The following is a 19,022-nucleotide window of genomic DNA, read 5'->3' as shown; positions in this document are numbered from 1 at the left end:
AGAAAGGAACCGATCGATAATGGCCCGTACGCTAAAATGGACGTTTGGTTTATTGATTACGATTTTGCTCGTCGGTATTGGTTATTTTACATATTCTTTTCTCCGTTTTGCAAACAACATTCAAGATGACCCGGCTTCGCCCAAGTGGGGGGGCCTTACTCCCAAGCAGGTGGGCACTGCCGAATCTTACACCCCGCCGAAGTGGGAAGGCAAGCAGCGGGTGAACGTACTGATCCTCGGTGGGGATTCCCGCGGGCTTAAGAAGAATGAAATCCCCCGCTCCGACTCCATTATGGTCGCCTCCATTGATCCGGTGACGAAGAAAGCCTATCTTTTCTCCATTCTGCGGGATACCTATGTCAAAATCCCCGGGCACGGAGAGGACCGGATTAACACGGCCATTGCCACGGGCGGACCGAATCTCGCCATGAAGACGGTCAGCGACCTGCTCGGCATCCCGGTGCAGTATTATGTCTATACGGATTTCAAAGGCTTCATCGCCCTCATCGACGCCATCGGAGGCATTGAGATCGATGTAGAGAAGGACATGAAGTATAAGGACTCCGCTGACGGCCACGAATACGACATTGACCTGAAGAAGGGCCTGCAGCAGCTCGACGGCAAAAAAGCGCTGCAGTATGTCCGCTTCCGTCACGATGCCCTCAGCGACTTCTCCCGGACGGAGCGCCAGCGCAAATTCATCCAGGCGGTCGCGGTTAAGATGCAGTCGACCGGCTCGCTCATCCGCCTGCCCAAGGTGCTGAGCAGCATCGATCCGTACATCTCTACGAACCTGACGACGACGGACATGCTGAAACTCGGCACCCTCGCATTTGAAGCGAAGACCGAAGGCATGGTATCCTCGCAGATTCCTCCGACGGAGCTCGTGATCGAGAAGCGTGTCGGCGGCGCCGAAGTGCTCAGCGTCAACAAGGACAAGCTGCAGAGCTACATCAAAGCCCTCTTCGAAGGACGCGATCCCTTTGCTCCAGCCGAGAAGGCCGGAACGAAGAGCGGCAGCGGGGCCTCGGGTTCGGGTACAAGCGCGGCCAAGAAGCAGTAGTTTGGTTGACACCATGAATTATACGCCCCGCGAATCATGCACGGCGTTAAGATTTTTTGGATGAGAACCCCCATGCGTTGGGGAAGGAGGAGGCCCGTGGGCCTCCTTTTTGCTGTGCCCGGTCTGAGCGCCTGCCGTACTGCAGCCTGGCAGTGCGGTTCAACCTCGTCCCTCCCGTTTCCCGTTGCAGCCCCCAGTGCAGTTATCGTCAACGTCGGCACTCAGGGACGCCCGTCCCCCTCTGCCTCTCAACTGTACTACTGTACTGTTACTGTCCGGCCTCCGGTTCTGTTACACTTTCCTCATATCCACTTCAACCCTATATCCCATAAGGAGGATTCACCCATGTCCGAGACCTTGTACAAGACAACGCCCGCCGAGACGCTTCCCGAGCTTCACATCATCGATGCCTTCGCCGAGGGACCCTTCCGCGGCAATCCGGCAGCCGTGACCCTGCTTCGTGTCCGCCCTGAGGAGCAATGGCTGCAGCAGATCGCCATGGAGATGAACCTCTCCGAGACCGCCTTCTTGTGGAAAGAAGAAGACGGGAGCTTCCGCCTCCGCTGGTTCACTCCCGCCGTGGAGGTCGATCTCTGCGGCCACGCTACGCTGGCCAGCGCCCATTACCTCTGGGAGACGGGGGCAGCCGATCCTGCGGCCTTGCTGCGGTTCCATACCCGCAGCGGATTATTGACGGCCGAGCGGACCGCAGAAGGCCGCATCTCTCTCGACTTTCCGATGGAGTCGGTATCCCCGCTCGATCTGGAAGAGCAGGGGCTGACCCGGCAGGTCGAAGCTATGCTTGGCGGCGTCCGGCCAGTAGAGGCCGCCACGAACGGACAGTATCTCCTGCTTGAGTTCGACTCCGAAGAAACCGTACGGAGCTTGAACCCCGACTATGCCGCTCTGGGCTCCCTCTCCTTCCAGGGTCTCCTGGCAACGGCCCGTTCGTCCGATGATCGGTACGAATTCGCATCCCGCTGCTTCTTCCCTTCCTTCGGCATTAATGAAGACCCCGTTACGGGCTCGGCCCACTGCTCCCTGCTGCCCTACTGGCGGAACAAGCTGGGCAGGGACCGGATGACCGCACTCCAGTGCTCCTCGAGAACCGGAGTGCTGTATCTGGAGGCAGCGGGAGACCGCGTACGGATCGCCGGAGAAGCCGTCACGATGCTCAGGGGCCGGTTAGCCCACGCCCCGCGGCTGTAAAGACGAGCCGGTGCGTTTCCTCTTCGCCGGGCGATACCGTATAATGAAGCCAAGGGACAGGGCGGCACCTGCAGGGGAGAGCTTGCTTCCTGTTCCCTTTGCCTATCTACATTCGCCTTGGGAGGTTACATACTCATGAACCAGCATGCTTCCGCCGGAGATGCCGCCAGACCGCGCTCCGGATCCTTATATCAAGAAGCGCTCCAGCATATCGTAGGCGGCGTCAACTCGCCGTCCCGCTCATTCAAAGCCGTAGGAGGCGGTGCCCCCGTCTTCATGAATAGGGGGCAGGGAGCCTACTTCTGGGATGAAGACGGCAACCGCTACATCGACTATCTCGCGGCGTACGGTCCGGTCATCCTCGGCCACGCCCACCCGCATGTCACGGCGGCCATTGTCCGCGCGGCCGAGAACGGCACGCTCTACGGCACGCCGACAGAGCTTGAGATCCGCTTCGCCCGCATGCTCAAAGAAGCGATCCCCTCGCTCGACAAGGTCCGTTTCGTCAACTCGGGCACCGAGGCCGTCATGACGACGATCCGCGTGGCCCGCGCCTATACCCGCCGCAACAAGATCATCAAGTTCGCCGGCTGTTATCACGGCCATTCGGATCTGGTGCTCGTCGCCGCAGGCTCCGGGCCCTCCACGCTCGGAATCCCGGATAGCGCCGGGATTCCGGTGTCCATCGCGCACGAGGTCATCACCGTGCCGTTCAACGACCCGCGTGCGCTGGACGAAGCGCTCGCCCGCTGGGGCGACGATGTTGCCGCCGTCATGGTCGAACCGATCGTCGGCAACTTCGGCATGGTGATGCCGCAGCCCGGCTTCCTGGAGGCGCTGTGCGGCGCAGCCCGGCGCAACGGCTCCCTCGTCATCTATGACGAGGTCATTACCGCCTTCCGCTTCCACTACGGCGCCGCTTCCACGTTCGCCGGCCTGCCGACAGGCACAGACTACGCCGCCATCGAGCCCGACCTGACGGCGCTCGGCAAGATCATCGGCGGCGGACTGCCGATCGGCGCTTATGGCGGCCGGGCGGAGATCATGTCGCAGGTGGCACCGCTCGGTCCCGCCTACCAGGCCGGCACCATGGCGGGCAATCCGGCTTCGATCTCGGCGGGCATTGCCTGCCTCGAAGCCCTGAGCGAGCCGGGCACATACGAGCGCCTCGACCGGCTCGGAGCGGCGCTGGAGACCGGGCTCGCGTCCGCCGCGGCGGAGCACGGTATCGCCCTGACGATCAACCGCATCCGCGGCGCCTTGTCGACGCACTTCTGCTCACATCCCGTCACGAATTATGACGAAGCGCAGGATACCGACGGTGAGAGCTTCGCCGCCTTCTTCCGGTACATGCTGGAAGAAGGGATTTGTCTCGCCCCCTCCAAATATGAAGCTTGGTTTACAACCACGGCCCATACCGATGAAGATATCGCCATTACGATCGAGGCGGCGCGGCGTGCCTTCTCCCGCATGAAATAAAGGACTCCACTTCATAATAAAAACCATTTATCACCTCAATTACGAACTATTATCGAAGACCGATAATAGTTCGTTCGTTTTTTATAACCCTAATGAAATCGCAAGAAAATTGCCTTTATTCACCACTTATGCACAATAGATAACGCTTACATTTGGTTGCTTTACTGAAAGTTCTATTGTCTCAAATGCATTTTCATGGTATCCTATAAATACTTTATAACCCAATATCATCGGCTAATTGTAAGGTTTTCGCCATGATAGCCACGAGGATATGCGCTCATTTTGTCGACTTGGGCACATTTATTTTTTTATTATCGCCCAGTTCCCATCCCCGATTTGGGGAGTAGGAACACGTCGGCCGCGCCATTTATGCAGAATAAATGTATTTTTATTCACCCCTTCTGCCCATTTGGCTATGTCCGCTTTCTTTGCAGCAGCATCGGGATCGGGTGCCGTGCCGCGAGTTACAAAGCGGCTTCGCTACTCTCCGTGATTTAGAGCCGGTATAGAGCTTTGCGATATACGTTCTAAGATCATGAACAGAACCTTCTATTATGGACGAAACCGCAACTCAATTACATGGGAGGTGACGGTCAGCCTGCTGACCACTAGAATGAATCAAGTTATGCGTGATGAAGGTCGCTTTCAGAATCTTTTGGCCACCGAACATGACTCCTGCGGCATCATTTGTATTGTAGAGAAAGATGGGTTCCCCTCCCGTGACAACATCCAGAAAACGATCGAAGCGCTCGTAAAGATGGAGCATCGTTCGGGATTCATCAATGGCGAAGGAGACGGCTGCGGTATTTTGACGGACATTCCGAGAGCCCTGTGGGAGAAGAAGCTGCAGGAAGCCGGTCTCGACGGCAAGCTCGCTTACGATGAGCGCTTCTCCGTGGCCCACATCTTCGTGCCGCGCAAGCTTGACTTGTCGGCAGCCGAGATGCAGGAAGGCATCCGCGGACTTTTTGCGAAGTTCGACGTGAGCATCCTGATGGAGCAGGAGAATCAAGTGGACAGCTCCGTACTCGGCCCGAACGGCCGCAACGATGAGCCTACGTTCTGGCAGGTCGCAGGCCTCTGCGAGAAGCAGGAAGTGAAAGTCGCCGATCACCTCTTTGAGCTCCATGTAGCGATCGAAGATCAATATACGGTGCACGTCGCCACCTTGAGCAACGTAACCGCCGCTTACAAAGTGATGGGTGCCGCAAGCATCCTCCCGAAATACTTTAACGATACCCGTGACCCGCTGTTCGCAGCCCAGGTTACGATCGGCCATAACCGTTATTCCACGAATACCCAGTCGAGCTTCTTCCGCGTACAGCCTTTCTCCCTTCTCGGCCACAACGGCGAGATCAACACGGTGAAAAAGCTTCGCATCGAAGCCGATATGGTCGGCGTACCGCTGGTCGACGGGGGCAGTGACTCCCAGGACATGAACCGTACGATCGAAACGTTCATTCATCGCTCCGGCATCTCCTTGTTCGAAGCGATGGAGATCGTCTTCCCGCCGATCCACAACGAGATGAAGCTGTTCCGTCCGGAGCTGCAGGATCTCTACGTTTACTACCGTCAAACTTGGGGACATTTTGCCCAAGGGCCTGCAGGGATCGTATCCCGATACGGCAACGAGTGTATTTTCAGCGTCGATGCCCTCGGTCTTCGTCCGGTATGGATGGTAGAGAGCGACACGTCGCTGTACTTCTCCTCGGAGCAGGGCGTCATCACGGTAGGCGAAATGGTCGCTGATCCTAAGCCTATCGCCCCAGGCGAGAAGATCGGTGTAGTTCTGACACCGGGCGAACATGTACAGGTTATTCCTTACTTCGAAGTGCAGAACCTGGTCCTGAAGCGCGCTTCGGGGCGTGTAGGCCTTGACGGTCTGCGCAAGCATCTGATCCAGGATGTGGCTGTAAGCGAAGCGGCTCCATCGTCCGACATCGTACCGACGGATGCGGTATACAGCGCGTTCGGCTGGGACCGGGACGGGATCACCATGATCGAGTCGACTGCCGAAACCGGCGCCGAGCCGATCCGCTCCCTCGGACATGACAGCCCGCATGCGGCACTCGCATGGGAGCGCCAGAACATTCCGGACTTCATCAAGGAAAGCGTAGCCGTCGTAACGAACCCGGCGATTGACCGCGACCGTGAGATGGAGCACTTCTCCACCCGCGTTATCGTCGGCCCCCGTCCGAAAGTATACGGCGAACCGGATGCCCGCCCTCGTGTGGAAATCCTGTACCCGGTCGTCCTTGAAGGCAGCAACGGCATCGAGTCTCTGGCCGAGCTGAAGCAGCCTAGCCTGGAGCAGCTCGTCACTCTGTTCGGCGGCCCAAGCGCAGCCAGCGTAGCGGTACTCTCGACTACGTTCCCTCGCGGCGGATCGCTCGAAGCGGCTCTGGAGCAGCTCGCGGCAGACGCCGTCCAGGCTGTCAAGAACGGCGCCCTGCTGCTCGTCCTTGACGACAGCGAGGCTCATCAGAACGACCGTCTGTGGATGGATCCGCATTTGGCCGTCTCCAAGGTGGACATTGCCCTGAGAGCCGAGAAGCTCGGATTCGGCGACAATTTACGCCGCCAGACCACGGTCGTGCTGCGTAGTGGAGCCATTCGCAACCTGCATGACATTGCCGTCGCCTGTGGCCTTGGTGCCGATGTTCTGTCTCCTTACGTGATGTTTGCTACGGCAGCGTCCAAAGACGGAGCCCCGGCGGCACGCAAAGTATTCGCAGCCCTCATGAAGGGTCTGGAGAAAGTCATCTCCACGATCGGTACGCATGAGCTGCGCGGCTACACCCGCTTCTTCTCGTCCATCGGCCTGAAGCCGGAGCTGGCCGACGTGCTCGATATCGTCAACTACCTCGGCAGCGAGAAAGCCGGCACAGGTTATGCCGAGCTCGAAGCAGACGCCGAAGCGCGTTACAATGACTTCACGAATCCGAAAGCCAAAGCTGCGAAGAACTTCCGCTTCTTCCAGCGTATGTGGAAGGCCCTCGGCGATACGGCTTCCGGCGCGGCTCCTTACGCGGACTACCGCGATAAGCTCCGTGAAGAAGAGAAGAAGAACGGTATCTCGATCCGCCACGTGGCGGGCTTCGACTTCGAGAAGGCTCACAGCGAAGGCCGCAAGCCGCTCGAACCGTCGCAAGTCGAGATCGGTATCGGCGGACACAGCCTGCCGATGCTCATCTCCTCCATGTCCTTCGGCTCGCAGAACGAAACTGCCTTCCGTGCTTACGCGGAAGCTGGCGAGCGCCTGAACATGGTCACGATGAACGGCGAAGGCGGAGAGATCAAAGACATGCTCGGACGCTACAAGCGTACGCGCGGTGCCCAAGTGGCCTCCGGCCGTTTCGGCGTCAACGTCGAACTCGCCAATGCTGTCGCTTTCCTGGAGATCAAGATCGGTCAAGGCGCGAAGCCGGGCGAAGGCGGTCACCTGCCGGGCTCCAAGGTTACAGCGAAGATCGCTGCAGCACGGAATGCCACGATCGGCTCCGACCTGATCTCGCCGTCCAACAACCACGATATCTATTCCATCGAGGACCTGGCGCAGATCATCTCCGAGCTTAAGGAAGCTTCCGGCCGCAAGGCGCAGATCATCGTGAAGATTCCGGTCGTACCGGGTGTCGGCACGATCGCCGTCGGCGTAGCCAAAGCTGGCGCGGATGTTATCACCCTCTCCGGCTTTGACGGAGGAACAGGTGCGGCGCGGATTCATTCCATCACCCACGTAGGTCTGCCTACGGAGATTGGAACGAAGCTCGCCCACTTGGCCCTGATCGATGCAGGTCTTCGCCACCGCGTTGAGCTGTGGTCCGACGGCGGCATGAAGTCCGGCCAGGACGTGGTCAAGATGGTCATGCTCGGCGCGAACCGCGTCGGCTTCGGTTCCATCGCGATGCAGTCCATCGGATGTACGACTTGCCGCGGATGTCACCTCGATACCTGCCACGTAGGTATCGCTACGCAGATCGATTCCAAGGAAGAAGCGGAAGAGAAGGGTCTTCGCCGTTTCGTGCCTCGTGTCTACGATCTGGCTGTAGACGGCCTCATCCGCGTATTCAGCGGCATTGGCGAAGAAGTTCGCGAGACCGTTGCCCAGCTCGGCTTCAAGAACCTGCAGGAACTTGTCGGCCGTTCCGACCTGCTCCAGCAGATCTCGCACCTCGAGCGGATCGACCTGTCCGACCTGCTTCGTCCGGCTCCACTCTCCTTCGCTGCTGCGCAGGAAGCCCATGCCGAAGTAGCGGCTGCTATCTCCTCCGATATCCGGATCGCTGCCGGTGCCGAAGGCCAGGAGTTCTTCCCGGATACCGTATCGTTCCATGCGCCGGTTGAACGGACTTGGAGCAAAGTCGATGCGGAATCCCGTATTCTCGGGGCACGTTATGCAAGCCACCGCGTAAGAGACCGCTTCGACGGCAGCTACGACAACCTGCCGCCTGTGAACATCACGATGACGGATGGCTCCGTACCGGGTAACGGTCTTGCCGCATTCAATGCACGCGGCGTAGACATTACGGTACATGGCGGTGCTGAAGACGGCGTCGGTAAGATGTCCCTTGGCGGCAAAGTAGCCATCCTGAAGGCACACAGCAAGCACAAGCAGTTCATCAACGGTTCCGTCGGCAAATCGTTCGGTTACGGCGCACAGAAGGGTCTCTTCCTGATCCAGGGCAATGCCGATACCCGTGCCTGCATCCGCTTCTCGGGTGCAGACGTCATCTTCGGCGGCGAGATTACGACTCCGCTGCGTGATGATTTGGGCGGTCTGGCTTCCCGGGCGAACTTGAAGGGCTTTGCGTTCGAGTATATGACTAACGGCCGTGCCGTCGTTCTCGGCGACCCGGGTCCATGGATTTGCGCAGGGATGACCGGCGGTGTGATCTATCAGCGTCTCGTACCTGAGATGGGCCTCGATCAGGCTGCTCTCGAGCGGCGGATCGCCAAAGGCGCCAAAGTGAAGATCGAACAGATCGGACCTCAAAGCACCAAGGACCTCACGGAGCTGCTCAGCATCTACCGTGAAGAACTGGCGAACTCCGGCCAAGCGGAAGCCGCTGCAACGATTGAAAGACTGCTGGCTAACCTCCAGGCGAACTTTGTACGTATCGCTCCGGTCAACCTGCAGGCAGATCAATCCGTCGCTACGGAATAGCATATTGATGTCGATTTTCCACTATAACTAGCAATGTCTACTAAACTAACAGCCTCCTGTCATACGGGAGGCTGTTTTTTGCGCGTGCTCCTCACCGTTCTCCCCTCACCAACGAGTCTAGACAAGCCTTCGTCATTCTCATTCGCTCCCTCATTCATGCAACTTCCGGGTGCCCAGCGTTTCTTTAGTTACCCGTCCAAGGCTATATAGTGTTTGTACAAGTATAATTTCAGGGTAATGATGACCGTATGATGCGCCAACTACAATGGTGCATACATCCCACGCTACACGTTAAATTTCTATGCGACTTAAACTTATCACTTGATAAATTCGGGAGGGATTACGATGTCCGATGAGCGTTATCGATCAAGCCGAGAAGGAGACCATGACCTATTTCCCTGTGTATGGTATGCGGTGGGATGGGCTAAAGAATTGAAATCCGGCCGCCCCCTTAAGAAGCGGATCGCCGGCCGCGATATCGTTCTATTCCGCGATGCGGGTGGCGGGCTGCATGCACTTCACGCTTACTGCCCTCATAGAGGGGCAGACCTTGCCCTTGGAAGCTGCGAAGGCGGCCTGCTCCGGTGTCCTTATCATGCATGGACCTTTGATGGAATGGGGCACTGCACATCCATTCCGGCCCATCCCGATAAACCTATCCCCTCCTTCGCGCACACGGACACTTATCCGGCCGTCGAACGGACCGGACTGCTCTGGGTTTATCCTATGCCTTTACGCAAGATGGAAGGCATGCTCCCTCCGCCGCTCACTGTATTTCCTGCACTCGAGGATCCGGATATCACGCTCGCTCCTTATGATGCCGTATGGCAGGCACACTTGACCCGGGTTATCGAGAGCGTCATTGATGTGGCTCATGTGCCGATCGTACACCGGCGAACGATCGGCAGGAACAGTACGCGAGACATCCATATCGACTTTGAAGCCGAAGGGGACATGATCACGATCCGCAATGGCAGCGGACTGCTCGAATACCGTTTCCCACAACAGTGGCTGCTCTCCCCTGCCGAGCCCCGTCGAAGACGGTTTCTCAATTACGTGACTTTTACGCCCATTGACAGGGAGGTCACCGCCATCTTTGGATACGCCGGAAGGAATTTTGCCAAGCTGCCCGGCATGAGCCGCATCTTCTCCAAATACAGTGCCAAGATTCTGGAGGAAGACCGCTCCGTAGTCGAGAGCCAGCATCCCCGCCCTATCCCGGACGCACTGCGTATGGAAGCCCATGTAGGAGCCGATGGGCCCCAAGTGCGGTTCCGGCAGCGCTGGTATCAATTCCTGACGAGCGAAGAGCCTCGTGTCACCGTCAGCGATACGTACCGTTAACTGTAACCTTCGTGCTATTCAGCCCAAAAACCAAAAGGTGCTCCTTCCATAGGGAAGAGCACCTTTTGTCTTCTATATCCTTCGTCATTATGCCTTAGCTGCACGGTAGGCTTCTACATACTGTGCCGCCTTCTTGGCTACCAGGCTGTAATCCTGCTGCTTGACCGCTTCGGTCGTGAGATCCGATCCGATGCCCACGGCTACCGCGCCGGCCTGGATCCACTCGCTCAGGTTGCTAAGCGATACACCGCCGGTCGGCATCACGTTCGCCTGCGGCAGAGGCCCCTTAATCGCTTTAATCATGCTTGGAGAATACAGATTGCCCGGGAACAGCTTCACGACGTCTACACCGAGTTCCAGGGCACGCTGAATCTCTTGAATGGTCATGACGCCTGGCATCACAGGCACACGGTACCTATTGCACAGAGTCACGGTGTCCGGATTGAGCGAAGGCCCGACGACGAACTCGGAACCGCTTAGAATGGCCGCACGGGCCGTCTCCGGATCGAGCACGGTCCCTACTCCTATAATCGCATAACGGGCCGCATCTTGAGTCGTACTGGAGTATTTCTTAGCGAGCTTCTCGATGGCCTGGAGAGCAAAGGGAACCGTCATGGTGACCTCAATGACTTTAATGCCGCCCTCAATTGCCTGCTCCGCCATCTCCACTACTTCATCCGGTGTATCCCCTCGCAGAACCGCGACAACGCCTTCATTCACAATCTTCTGCACCAGCTGCAGCTTCTTCATTCCCCGTATCCTCCCTAACCCACTTGGATGAACTCTCCCTGAACTTCGGGCAACCTCTTATCGTTCTACGTGCTTAACGTTGTTCAGGAAGGCCTCTACCTGCTCCCATGTGGGAATGCCTTCCCAATCGCCTTCCATCTGAACAACCATGCAGCCGATGAGATTGCCGAGACGTACGGCTTCGAGATGACTGTATCCTTTGAGCAGGCCCACGAAAAAACCCGCGCAGAACCCGTCCCCCGCGCCCACCGTATCGATAACCTGTTCCGCCTTGTAGTAGGGAACCGCCGAGACTTCGCCATTCTCCACCACATAGGTCTCATCTTCGCCGCCCTTAACGATGGAGACCGCCTTCAGCTCGCCCAGCTTGGCTATGATGTCATCGAAGCTCTCCGTCTGATAGAGCAGCTTGAGCTCATCGAGCCCCGGCAGGAAGTAATCCGCCTCCCGGGCCAGCTCCAGAAGAACCTCTCTCGCTTCGTCGATGGTCCACAGCTTCAGACGAAGATTGGGGTCAAAACAAATCTTCACGCCATGCTTGCGGGCGATCCGAATCGCTTCGCGCAGCGTGTCGCGGCAGGACTCGCTCAGTGCTGCCGTAATGCCGGTGATGTGCAGATATTTCGCCTGGGCGATATATTCTTCATCAAGATGCTCCGGGCAAAGCAGACTGGCAGCCGAACCTTTGCGATAATAGTAGACGGAAGTTTTGCCGGACACGACTTCCCGCAGCATAAGACCTGTAGGCGCTTCCGCCGTCAGTTCCGCTCGGGAAACATCCACGCCTTCCCCACGGATCTTCTTGAGGATCATCCGGCCAAAAGGGTCTTTGCCAAGATGGCTGAACCACCCCGCACGGTGACCAAGTCGGGATATGCCGATGGCGACATTGCTCTCCGCTCCGCCGAACAGCCCTTGGAAGCTGCCCGAATACTCGATCCCTTTGGAGCCCTCCGGCATAATCAGCGCCATCGTCTCTCCGAAGGTGATGATTTCCGGACGGAACATTTGGTGTTCTGTTCTATGTCCGCTGTCTGCCATTATCGTGCCATCCATCCGCCGTCCACGCACAGGACGTGACCGTTCATATAGTCCGATGCTGGGGACGCCAGGAATATGACAGGTCCCTGCAGATCCTCCGTCGTGCCCCAGCGCCCAGCCGGAATACGGACCAGAATCTGCGAGCTGCGTTCTTCGTCAGCACGCAGGGCAGCTGTATTGTCTGTCGACATATAGCCCGGTGCAATCGCATTCACCTGAACGCCTTTGCTGGCCCATTCGTTAGCAAGTGCCTTGGTAACACCGGTGATCGCGTGCTTCGAAGCGGTATAGCCCGGCACGTTAATCCCCCCCTGGAAGCTCAGCAGGGAAGCGATATTGATGATTTTGCCCGAACCTTGTTTGATCATCTCGCGGCCCACCAGCTGGCACAGGAAGAACGCCGAATTCAGGTTCAAGTTAAGCACATCGTGCCAATCCTGCGCCCCGTGCTCGGCTGCCGGTGTCCGGCGGATGATGCCCGAGTTGTTGACGAGAATGTCGATCTTGCCGAAAACGGAAAGAGCCTCTTCCACGACGCCCTTCAGCGCCTGCTCGTCCATGAGATTGGCTACGATCGTATGTACTTTACGGCCCATGCCTTCAATCTCTTGTTGAACTTCACGCGTACGGTCGTTGCTTGTGACGATGACAACATCTGCGCCCGCCTTGGCCAGTCCCAGCGAAATGCCTCCGCCCAAGCCCACAGCACCGCCCGTTACCAAAGCGACTTTTCCGGTCAGATCAAACATATTCATCTCTACACCCCATTTAAGCGTTTTAAGTCTTTTCACAGACGTTTTGCACACGTTTGCGATCAACTTCACCCCTTCATTATATGACAACTCCCGACAATGTGCCATACTCCGCCCTTCAAAACTACCCTTTTCCATAAAAAGTATAATAGAGCTGATACGTGGCGGGAATTCCGTCATTGCTGCCATAGACCTGCGTATAGGCTTCGATCATCTTCTTCATTCTTTGGCGGGCCGAAGGGAAGCCTTCCCTCCCGTCTTGGACGGCATTGCCGGCGCCAACCCTCTTGATGCTGTCAAGAAAACTGAGCACGCTATCGAAACGCTGCAAGACAAGCTCTTCCCTGCAGTCCACCTCCCAAGGGAACTTGTCATAGGAATACAGCAGCCCCTCCCATTCTTCCTGGCTCATGAAATGCTGTCCGCTGGATTGCGGCTCGATGCCCAGCTCCTGCTCCGCTATCCGGAACGCGCTGTGCAGCTCGTTGAACGTATCCGGGCCGAACGTGGCGAACGCCAAAAGGCCTGCAGCGCTCATCCTTCCGAGCCACAGGTTCAGCGTCTGCCTTGTATCGTTAAACCACTGGAAGGCTGCACTGGAGACCAGGAGGTCGATATCGGCGAATCGTTCCTGTGCCCATTCGGCTTCCAATAGAATGCTTTCCGCATCCGCAGTGAGCACAGTAAGCCTTCTCTCCGCTTCGCTCATGCATCGAAGCCTCGTTGCTTCCGCCATCTTCGGGGAGATGTCGATTGAGGTTACGTCTGCATATGGATAGGCATCCAGCAGCATAGCGGTCAGCAGCCCCGTACCGCAACCGATTTCTACGATGCGCCGAACCTCCTGCCCATTGCGCCGCTCACACAAGCCGGCCTGCAGCTCTTCCGCCATATGACGCTGAACGGCCGCATACCGGTCGTATTCATGGGCATGCCGGTCAAAGTGGCGTCTAACTCTTCCCTTATCGATGCCAATCGTTGTCATTCGGCAAACTCCTTTATACGCTCGTAGAAGATACCTTCTTGCGTGAGGAACGGCAGGTGTCCTGCGCCGCTGACCAGACACTTCTGCAGCCCTTCCACTCTGTCAGGAACGGCACCAAGGGGACAGACGGGATCCGCTTCTCCATGAATCCAGAGCAGGCGCAGCCTGCTGTTCTGCAGCGCCGGAATCAAGTGTTCCGCCCAGCTAGACCTCAGATCCGACTCGATCAAGTAAGCCAAGCCGGCCTGCAGCCCCTCTCCAGCAAAATCCGTCCTTCGGGCAGCTGCCTTCACTCTCTGCTGAAGCCCCTTATCCTCCTGCTCCGCTTCAGCCAGCATGGAAACCGCGAATTGTTCCAATACCGCTTCCGGCACCTCCCCCAACTTCGCAAGCATACGTTCGAGAATACGTTTTGGCCAGCCACTCTTACGTTCACGATCTACGAATCGCAAGGTAGTACCGACCAGAACCACCACTGGAAGCTCCTCACCGCGTCCTTCGTTTCTACCCTCGCCCCGCTCCAGCCGCTCTGCCAACCACTGAAGCGCCAGCATTCCGCCAAGCGACCATCCTACTAGGACATTAGGCTTTTCTTCCTGTATGCTGCTCTTCAGACGCTCTGCCATCTGTTGTATGCTGCCGCACCCATGGTATGAGAAGAAGCTGTGCCAACCGGGCACAAGGCCTCGGGCTTGATCTGCCGCGTGGCCCCTCGCTTCGGATCGGTCATAATGGGGCCAGATCTCCGGATGCATCCCCCAGCCGTGAATCCACAGCATACGGCGCTCGGTCTGTAGTCCATTCATGATTCCTCACGTCCTATCCGGATGATATGCTCCAACGCCCATTCCAGATCTTCGTCTCTGTGGGTTGCCATCAAGCTAAACCGGATGCGGGCCTCTCCTTCCGGAACCGTGGGGGGCCTGATTGCTACAGCGGCGATACCCTCTTGCTGGAGCCGCTCACTCACTGTTAGAGCCCGTTCGTTGCTGCCGAGCAGCAGAGGAACAATCTGGCACTCGCTGCGGCCCGTATCCAAGCCGGCCTGCTGGAGGGTTTGCCGGAACCTCGCCGCCTTTTGCTGCAGGTCCCTCCTGCGTCCCCCTTGTTCTTTGACCGACCTCCATCTGCTGTGAATGCCGGCGATCAGGACAGGTGGCAGGGCCGTGGTATAGATCAAGCTTCTCGCCTTATTCGTCAAATATTCCTTGAGGAGCCGATCGCCGGCCACGTAAGCCCCATAGCAGCCATAAGCCTTACTGAATGTTCCCATCTGAACCTCTACTCGATCCGACAGCCCCAAGGCATGGATGAGCCCCTGGCCCTCTTCGCTATACAGGCCCCCGCTGTGCGCCTCGTCGACCATCAGCATAGCCCCATACCGGTCCTTAAGCTCCACCAGCTCAAGCAGAGGCGCCATACTCCCATCCATGCTAAAAATCGAGTCCGTCACAATCAGCTTTTTGACTCCTGCTGGAGCCTTCTGAAGCTGTGCCTCCAACTGATCGATGTCTCGGTGTCTGTACCGGCAGCTGTGCGCTCTGCTCAGCAGAATACCTTCCGTTATGCTCGCATGGTTGAGCCGGTCGCTGAAGACATAATCGGCACGGCCGACCAAGGCAGGGATCACCCCGATATTCGCCATATACCCGCAGGAGAAAAGAAGACAGCTCTCCGTGCCCTTAAAGACCGCAAATTCCTCTTCCATTCTCGTATAGAGCGGATGATGCCCCGTCACATGGCGAGAAGCGCCCGCCCCCAAACCGTGCTCTCCTAATTCTTCATTAGAGGTATCCATCTCCACCGAATCCAAGCCCAAATAGTGATTTGATGCCAGATTCAACATCCGGCGTCCATCGCGAAGCACCCAACCATCCGGCTGAGGCTTCGATTCCACCAAGGAACGGAACTTCTTCTGCTCTCTCAGCGTTTCCAGTTCCGTTTGCATCCAGTTCAGCTGCTGCAGAGACACAGGTGACCGCTTCTCCTTTCTATAGGGCACAGAGCTCAATTTCAAAGCCCATATCCTCGATCATCTTGTGATCGGCGGTTGCTTCCTGACCTTCCGTGGTGAGATAATCCCCTACGAACACCGAGTTGGCCGCATATAAAGCCAACGGCTGCATGGATCGAAGATTGACTTCCCTTCCGCCGGCCACTCGGATTTCCTTGGTCGGACAAATTAATCTTATCAAGGCCAGAACCTTAAGACAGCGCCGCGGATCGAGATCGCGCCGATGCTCCAGAGGGGTGCCGGGAATGGAATTCAAAAAATTAACCGGAATCGAATCCGCGTCCAGTTCACGCAGGGCATAGGCCATCTCGACGATTTCCTCGTTTGTCTCTCCCATGCCGATAATGCATCCGGAACACGGGGACATTCCTGCCGCTTTGGCTTTCTCCACTGTCTCTACCCGGTCGTCGTACGTATGCGTGGTTGTAATGTTACTGAAGTTCCCTTTGCTTGTATTCAAATTATGGTTGTACCGGTCCACACCGGCTTCTTTTAATTTCACCGCCTGCTCATCACTAAGTATCCCAAGACAGGCACAGATTTTCATCGGCATACTCGACTTGATTTCTTTGACCGCTTCCACCACTTGGTCAAGCTCCCGTCCTGTAGGACCACGTCCGCTGGCCACTATGCAATAGGTACCCACCTTAAGCTCCATCGCTTTGCGAGCGCCATCTACGAGCGTCTCCTTCTCAAGCAAGGGGTACTTGGTGATCGCCGCTTTAGAGACAATAGATTGGGAGCAGTACCCGCAATCCTCAGGGCATAATCCGCTTTTGGCATTGATAATGAGATTTAGCTTGACCTTCTTCCCGTAATAATGCCTTCGTACTCGGAATGCGGCATCCATAATGCCAAGAAGCTCTTCATCAGCCGCTTCGAGTATGCTCAGCCCTTCCTGCATTGTCAGGCATTCCCCCTGGATCACTTTAACGGCCAATGCATTCCAATCCGAATATGTAGTGGTTAGCAAGTATCCCATCTCCTTCGCTAAATTGACCTATCCGTAAAAACATTAAAAAAATGCCATAATATCATCCATCCGAGTCCGTGACTCCATGATCCCTATCCATTTGGCTCTCCAACACTTCCACTCTTCAGGAGTTACAGGCTCTTCGTCCAACTGAGGAAGCGCGCCCCATACCCTGACTGCACCGAAGCTTTCGATCATCAAGATATTTTCGTCTACAGCTCGCTCCTCCCCCTCCCGGTATCCGTTCAGCAGAACCCCGGCAATCGTAAGCCCTCTGTACCTCGCAGCTTCAATTGTAAGCAGAGTATGGTTGACCGTGCCCAACCCAGCTCGGGCTACAATCAGTAAGGGCAGCTTCATTGCAGCAGCCAAGTCAGCAACCATATGCTGCTCCGTCAAGGGAACGAGCAGTCCTCCCGCCCCTTCGATCAGCAAGCGCGGCACTACAGTCATCCTTCGCTTCCCTTCCGCGACCAGTTCATCCCAGGAAATGTACTTATTTTCATGTACAGCCGCCATCCAAGGGGCCAAAGGGGCCAGCAGAGTGATTGAGACGGTCTCCGTCTCGGTCTGCTCTACACCGCTGCCTCGTACGAGTCTAGCACTGTCCGACTTAGGATCTTCTAAGCTGGTTCCCGACTGTACTGGTTTCCATATTCCAAGAGGTATAGATCTGCGTACGTTATCTCTATCTTTGTCTGGTTGCAGCCGCTGTACGATCGCTGCGGCTAGTGCGGAAGTAACCCATGTTTTTCCTACCTCCGTATCTGTTCCCGTGACAAATAGCCCTTTACCTATCGCCGCTCAACTCCTAATTATTGTTAACCAATCAAAACAAACAATGGTTTACAATTTGCTTGCTTTGATTTTACTCGAATCGGGTCCACCCAGCAAGCATAATTTTCCATGGTAAATTTTTAAAGCGGATAAATTGCCGTTCAGGGAGGACTATACAAGGTTGGTTGAAATGCGTAAGCAGGAGAGACATCAACTATGGAGGAGTTAAAAATGTCCATAAAGACAATAAAAAAGCCTTCTACCAAAGTAGAAGGCTTGCCGTTATAATACAAAGCGTCCCAGGAGGGATTCGAACCCCCGACAACTCGCTTAGAAGGCGAGTGCTCTATCCGACTGAGCTACTGGGACATGGAGCGGGTGATGGGAATCGAACCCACGCTACCAGCTTGGAAGGCTGGAGTTCTACCATTGAACTACACCCGCATAATTAAGAATAAAAAGATGGTCGGGACGACACGATTTGAACATGCGACCCCCTGGTCCCAAACCAGGTGCTCTACCAAGCTGAGCTACGTCCCGTTGATAATGCCGGTAGAGGGACTCGAACCCCCACGGTTTCCCTCACGATTTTGAGTCGCGCGCGTCTGCCAATTCCGCCATACCGGCATGTATGGTGCGGAGAAGGTGGTTGGAGCGGAAGACGGGAATCGAACCCGCGACCCTCGCCTTGGCAAGGCGATGCTCTACCGCTGAGCCACTTCCGCATAACAATAAACCAAGCACTAGTGAAGATGATGGAGCGGAAGACGGGAATCGAACCCGCGACCCTCGCCTTGGCAAGGCGATGCTCTACCGCTGAGCCACTTCCGCAAGTGGGTAGTAATAAAAGTGAGCCATGTAGGACTCGAACCTACGACACCCTGATTAAAAGTCAGGTGCTCTACCAACTGAGCTAATGGCTCATGCAATGGCTGGGGATCTAGGATTCGAACCTAGGCATGACGGAGTCAAAGTCCGTTGCCTTACCGCTTGGCTAATCCCCAATGCACTATATCATTCTAGATAATGGGGCGGTCGAAGGGAATTGAACCCTCGAATGTCGGATCCACAAACCGATGCGTTAACCACTTCGCCACGACCGCCATAGAACTACTGGTGCCGTCGAGAGGAATCGAACCTCCGACCTACGCATTACGAGTGCGTTGCTCTACCGCTGAGCTACGACGGCATAATCAATAAAACACCGAAGCTACAGAAACTCTTCGTTTCCGAAACTGCGATGTGTTTCGAATAAACGAAAATGGCGGAGCCGACGGGATTCGAACCCGCGGTCTCCTGCGTGACAGGCAGGCATGTTAGGCCTCTACACCACGGCTCCACACTAAGTAAATTGGTTGCGGGGGCAGGATTTGAACCTGCGGCCTTCGGGTTATGAGCCCGACGAGCTACCGGGCTGCTCCACCCCGCGTCAGTAAATCAATTATGGTGGAGGCTGACGGGATCGAACCGC

Annotated in this window: 13 protein-coding genes and 12 tRNA genes; 5 read left to right on the top strand and 20 right to left on the bottom strand. The window is 56.4% G+C overall.

Features of this window, described 5'->3' with window-relative positions:
- The first annotated feature begins 19 nt into the window (after positions 1 to 19).
- The 5 genes from O9H32_RS26870 to O9H32_RS26850 all read left to right on the top strand — a co-directional run bounded on the left by O9H32_RS26870 (position 20) and on the right by O9H32_RS26850 (position 10,259).
- Positions 20 to 1,063 carry an LCP family protein gene (locus O9H32_RS26870; protein WP_269869199.1) on the top strand — a complete coding sequence of 348 codons (1,044 nt, stop codon included), beginning with the start codon at positions 20 to 22 and terminating at the stop codon, positions 1,061 to 1,063.
- A 345-nt stretch (positions 1,064 to 1,408) separates the two neighbouring features.
- The gene (locus tag O9H32_RS26865) at positions 1,409 to 2,272 is read left to right on the top strand and encodes a PhzF family phenazine biosynthesis protein (RefSeq protein WP_269869198.1); all 864 of its coding nucleotides are present in this window, start codon (positions 1,409 to 1,411) and stop codon (positions 2,270 to 2,272) included.
- Positions 2,273 to 2,407: 135 nt separating this feature from the next.
- Entirely contained in the window at positions 2,408 to 3,751 is a 1,344-nt protein-coding gene (locus O9H32_RS26860) for a glutamate-1-semialdehyde 2,1-aminomutase (protein WP_269869197.1), read from the top strand.
- A 625-nt stretch (positions 3,752 to 4,376) separates the two neighbouring features.
- Positions 4,377 to 8,915 carry a glutamate synthase-related protein gene (locus O9H32_RS26855; protein WP_269869266.1) on the top strand — a complete coding sequence of 1,513 codons (4,539 nt, stop codon included), beginning with the start codon at positions 4,377 to 4,379 and terminating at the stop codon, positions 8,913 to 8,915.
- 345 nt (positions 8,916 to 9,260) lie between these two features.
- Positions 9,261 to 10,259, top strand: coding sequence for an aromatic ring-hydroxylating oxygenase subunit alpha (locus tag O9H32_RS26850; protein ID WP_269869196.1), 999 nt, complete (start codon positions 9,261 to 9,263; stop codon positions 10,257 to 10,259).
- Positions 10,260 to 10,346: 87 nt separating this feature from the next.
- On the opposite strand, the gene O9H32_RS26845 is transcribed toward O9H32_RS26850, so the two are convergent.
- From O9H32_RS26845 to O9H32_RS26750, 20 genes are all read right to left on the bottom strand, one after another.
- A complete protein-coding gene (locus O9H32_RS26845; RefSeq protein WP_269869195.1) occupies positions 10,347 to 11,009 on the bottom strand; it encodes a bifunctional 2-keto-4-hydroxyglutarate aldolase/2-keto-3-deoxy-6-phosphogluconate aldolase in 663 nt (220 codons plus the stop codon).
- 57 nt (positions 11,010 to 11,066) lie between these two features.
- A complete protein-coding gene (locus tag O9H32_RS26840; RefSeq protein ID WP_269869194.1) occupies positions 11,067 to 12,050 on the bottom strand; it encodes a sugar kinase in 984 nt (327 codons plus the stop codon).
- Positions 12,050 to 12,805, bottom strand: a complete 756-nt coding sequence (gene kduD, locus O9H32_RS26835; RefSeq protein ID WP_269869193.1) for a 2-dehydro-3-deoxy-D-gluconate 5-dehydrogenase KduD — start codon at positions 12,803 to 12,805, stop codon at positions 12,050 to 12,052. The genes O9H32_RS26840 and kduD overlap by 1 nt, the downstream gene beginning before the upstream one ends.
- 121 nt (positions 12,806 to 12,926) lie before the next feature.
- A complete protein-coding gene (locus O9H32_RS26830; protein ID WP_269869192.1) occupies positions 12,927 to 13,787 on the bottom strand; it encodes a methyltransferase in 861 nt (286 codons plus the stop codon).
- A complete protein-coding gene (locus tag O9H32_RS26825; RefSeq protein ID WP_269869191.1) occupies positions 13,784 to 14,593 on the bottom strand; it encodes an alpha/beta fold hydrolase in 810 nt (269 codons plus the stop codon). Before O9H32_RS26825 ends, O9H32_RS26830 begins: the two co-directional genes overlap by 4 nt.
- Positions 14,590 to 15,735, bottom strand: a complete 1,146-nt coding sequence (gene bioF, locus O9H32_RS26820) for an 8-amino-7-oxononanoate synthase (protein ID WP_269869190.1) — start codon at positions 15,733 to 15,735, stop codon at positions 14,590 to 14,592. The genes O9H32_RS26825 and bioF overlap by 4 nt, the downstream gene beginning before the upstream one ends.
- A 43-nt stretch (positions 15,736 to 15,778) precedes the next feature.
- Positions 15,779 to 16,783: a biotin synthase BioB gene (bioB, locus tag O9H32_RS26815; protein WP_269869189.1), complete on the bottom strand. Its 1,005-nt coding sequence runs from the start codon at positions 16,781 to 16,783 to the stop codon at positions 15,779 to 15,781.
- Positions 16,784 to 16,816: 33 nt separating this feature from the next.
- Positions 16,817 to 17,572 (bottom strand): dethiobiotin synthase, encoded by a 756-nt coding sequence (gene bioD / locus O9H32_RS26810; protein ID WP_269869265.1) that lies wholly within the window; start codon positions 17,570 to 17,572, stop codon positions 16,817 to 16,819.
- Between the two features lie 274 nt (positions 17,573 to 17,846).
- Positions 17,847 to 17,920: transfer RNA gene (locus O9H32_RS26805), tRNA-Arg, on the bottom strand.
- Between the two features lies 1 nt (position 17,921).
- Positions 17,922 to 17,995, bottom strand: a tRNA-Gly gene (locus tag O9H32_RS26800).
- A gap of 19 nt (positions 17,996 to 18,014) precedes the next feature.
- Positions 18,015 to 18,091 (bottom strand) — tRNA-Pro (locus tag O9H32_RS26795).
- A 7-nt stretch (positions 18,092 to 18,098) separates the two neighbouring features.
- Positions 18,099 to 18,178: transfer RNA gene (locus O9H32_RS26790), tRNA-Leu, on the bottom strand.
- A gap of 23 nt (positions 18,179 to 18,201) precedes the next feature.
- Positions 18,202 to 18,276 (bottom strand) — tRNA-Gly (locus O9H32_RS26785).
- Between the two features lie 31 nt (positions 18,277 to 18,307).
- Positions 18,308 to 18,382 (bottom strand) — tRNA-Gly (locus tag O9H32_RS26780).
- A 19-nt stretch (positions 18,383 to 18,401) separates the two neighbouring features.
- Positions 18,402 to 18,474 (bottom strand) — tRNA-Lys (locus O9H32_RS26775).
- A 6-nt stretch (positions 18,475 to 18,480) separates the two neighbouring features.
- A tRNA-Gln gene (locus tag O9H32_RS26770) sits at positions 18,481 to 18,555 on the bottom strand.
- A gap of 23 nt (positions 18,556 to 18,578) precedes the next feature.
- Positions 18,579 to 18,654 (bottom strand) — tRNA-His (locus tag O9H32_RS26765).
- An 11-nt stretch (positions 18,655 to 18,665) separates the two neighbouring features.
- Positions 18,666 to 18,740, bottom strand: a tRNA-Thr gene (locus O9H32_RS26760).
- A 73-nt stretch (positions 18,741 to 18,813) separates the two neighbouring features.
- Positions 18,814 to 18,890 (bottom strand) — tRNA-Asp (locus O9H32_RS26755).
- 13 nt (positions 18,891 to 18,903) lie between these two features.
- A tRNA-Met gene (locus O9H32_RS26750) sits at positions 18,904 to 18,980 on the bottom strand.
- Positions 18,981 to 19,022 lie beyond the last annotated feature (42 nt).

The sequence above is a fragment of the Paenibacillus caseinilyticus genome (assembly GCF_027533645.1).
Classification (GTDB): domain Bacteria; phylum Bacillota; class Bacilli; order Paenibacillales; family NBRC-103111; genus Paenibacillus_G; species Paenibacillus_G caseinilyticus.
This window is presented reverse-complemented; position numbering and strand designations above follow the sequence as displayed.

Coding starts and splice junctions, on each gene's coding strand:
- O9H32_RS26840 (WP_269869194.1), bottom strand. CDS start 12,050: ATGGCAGACAGCGGACATAGAACAGAACACCAAATGTTCCGTCCGGAA.
- kduD (WP_269869193.1), bottom strand. CDS start 12,805: ATGAATATGTTTGATCTGACCGGAAAAGTCGCTTTGGTAACGGGCGGT.
- O9H32_RS26860 (WP_269869197.1), top strand. CDS start 2,408: ATGAACCAGCATGCTTCCGCCGGAGATGCCGCCAGACCGCGCTCCGGA.
- O9H32_RS26825 (WP_269869191.1), bottom strand. CDS start 14,593: ATGAATGGACTACAGACCGAGCGCCGTATGCTGTGGATTCACGGCTGG.
- O9H32_RS26870 (WP_269869199.1), top strand. CDS start 20: ATGGCCCGTACGCTAAAATGGACGTTTGGTTTATTGATTACGATTTTG.
- O9H32_RS26845 (WP_269869195.1), bottom strand. CDS start 11,009: ATGAAGAAGCTGCAGCTGGTGCAGAAGATTGTGAATGAAGGCGTTGTC.
- bioB (WP_269869189.1), bottom strand. CDS start 16,783: ATGGGATACTTGCTAACCACTACATATTCGGATTGGAATGCATTGGCC.
- bioF (WP_269869190.1), bottom strand. CDS start 15,735: ATGCAAACGGAACTGGAAACGCTGAGAGAGCAGAAGAAGTTCCGTTCC.
- O9H32_RS26830 (WP_269869192.1), bottom strand. CDS start 13,787: ATGACAACGATTGGCATCGATAAGGGAAGAGTTAGACGCCACTTTGAC.
- O9H32_RS26865 (WP_269869198.1), top strand. CDS start 1,409: ATGTCCGAGACCTTGTACAAGACAACGCCCGCCGAGACGCTTCCCGAG.
- O9H32_RS26850 (WP_269869196.1), top strand. CDS start 9,261: ATGTCCGATGAGCGTTATCGATCAAGCCGAGAAGGAGACCATGACCTA.
- O9H32_RS26855 (WP_269869266.1), top strand. CDS start 4,377: ATGCGTGATGAAGGTCGCTTTCAGAATCTTTTGGCCACCGAACATGAC.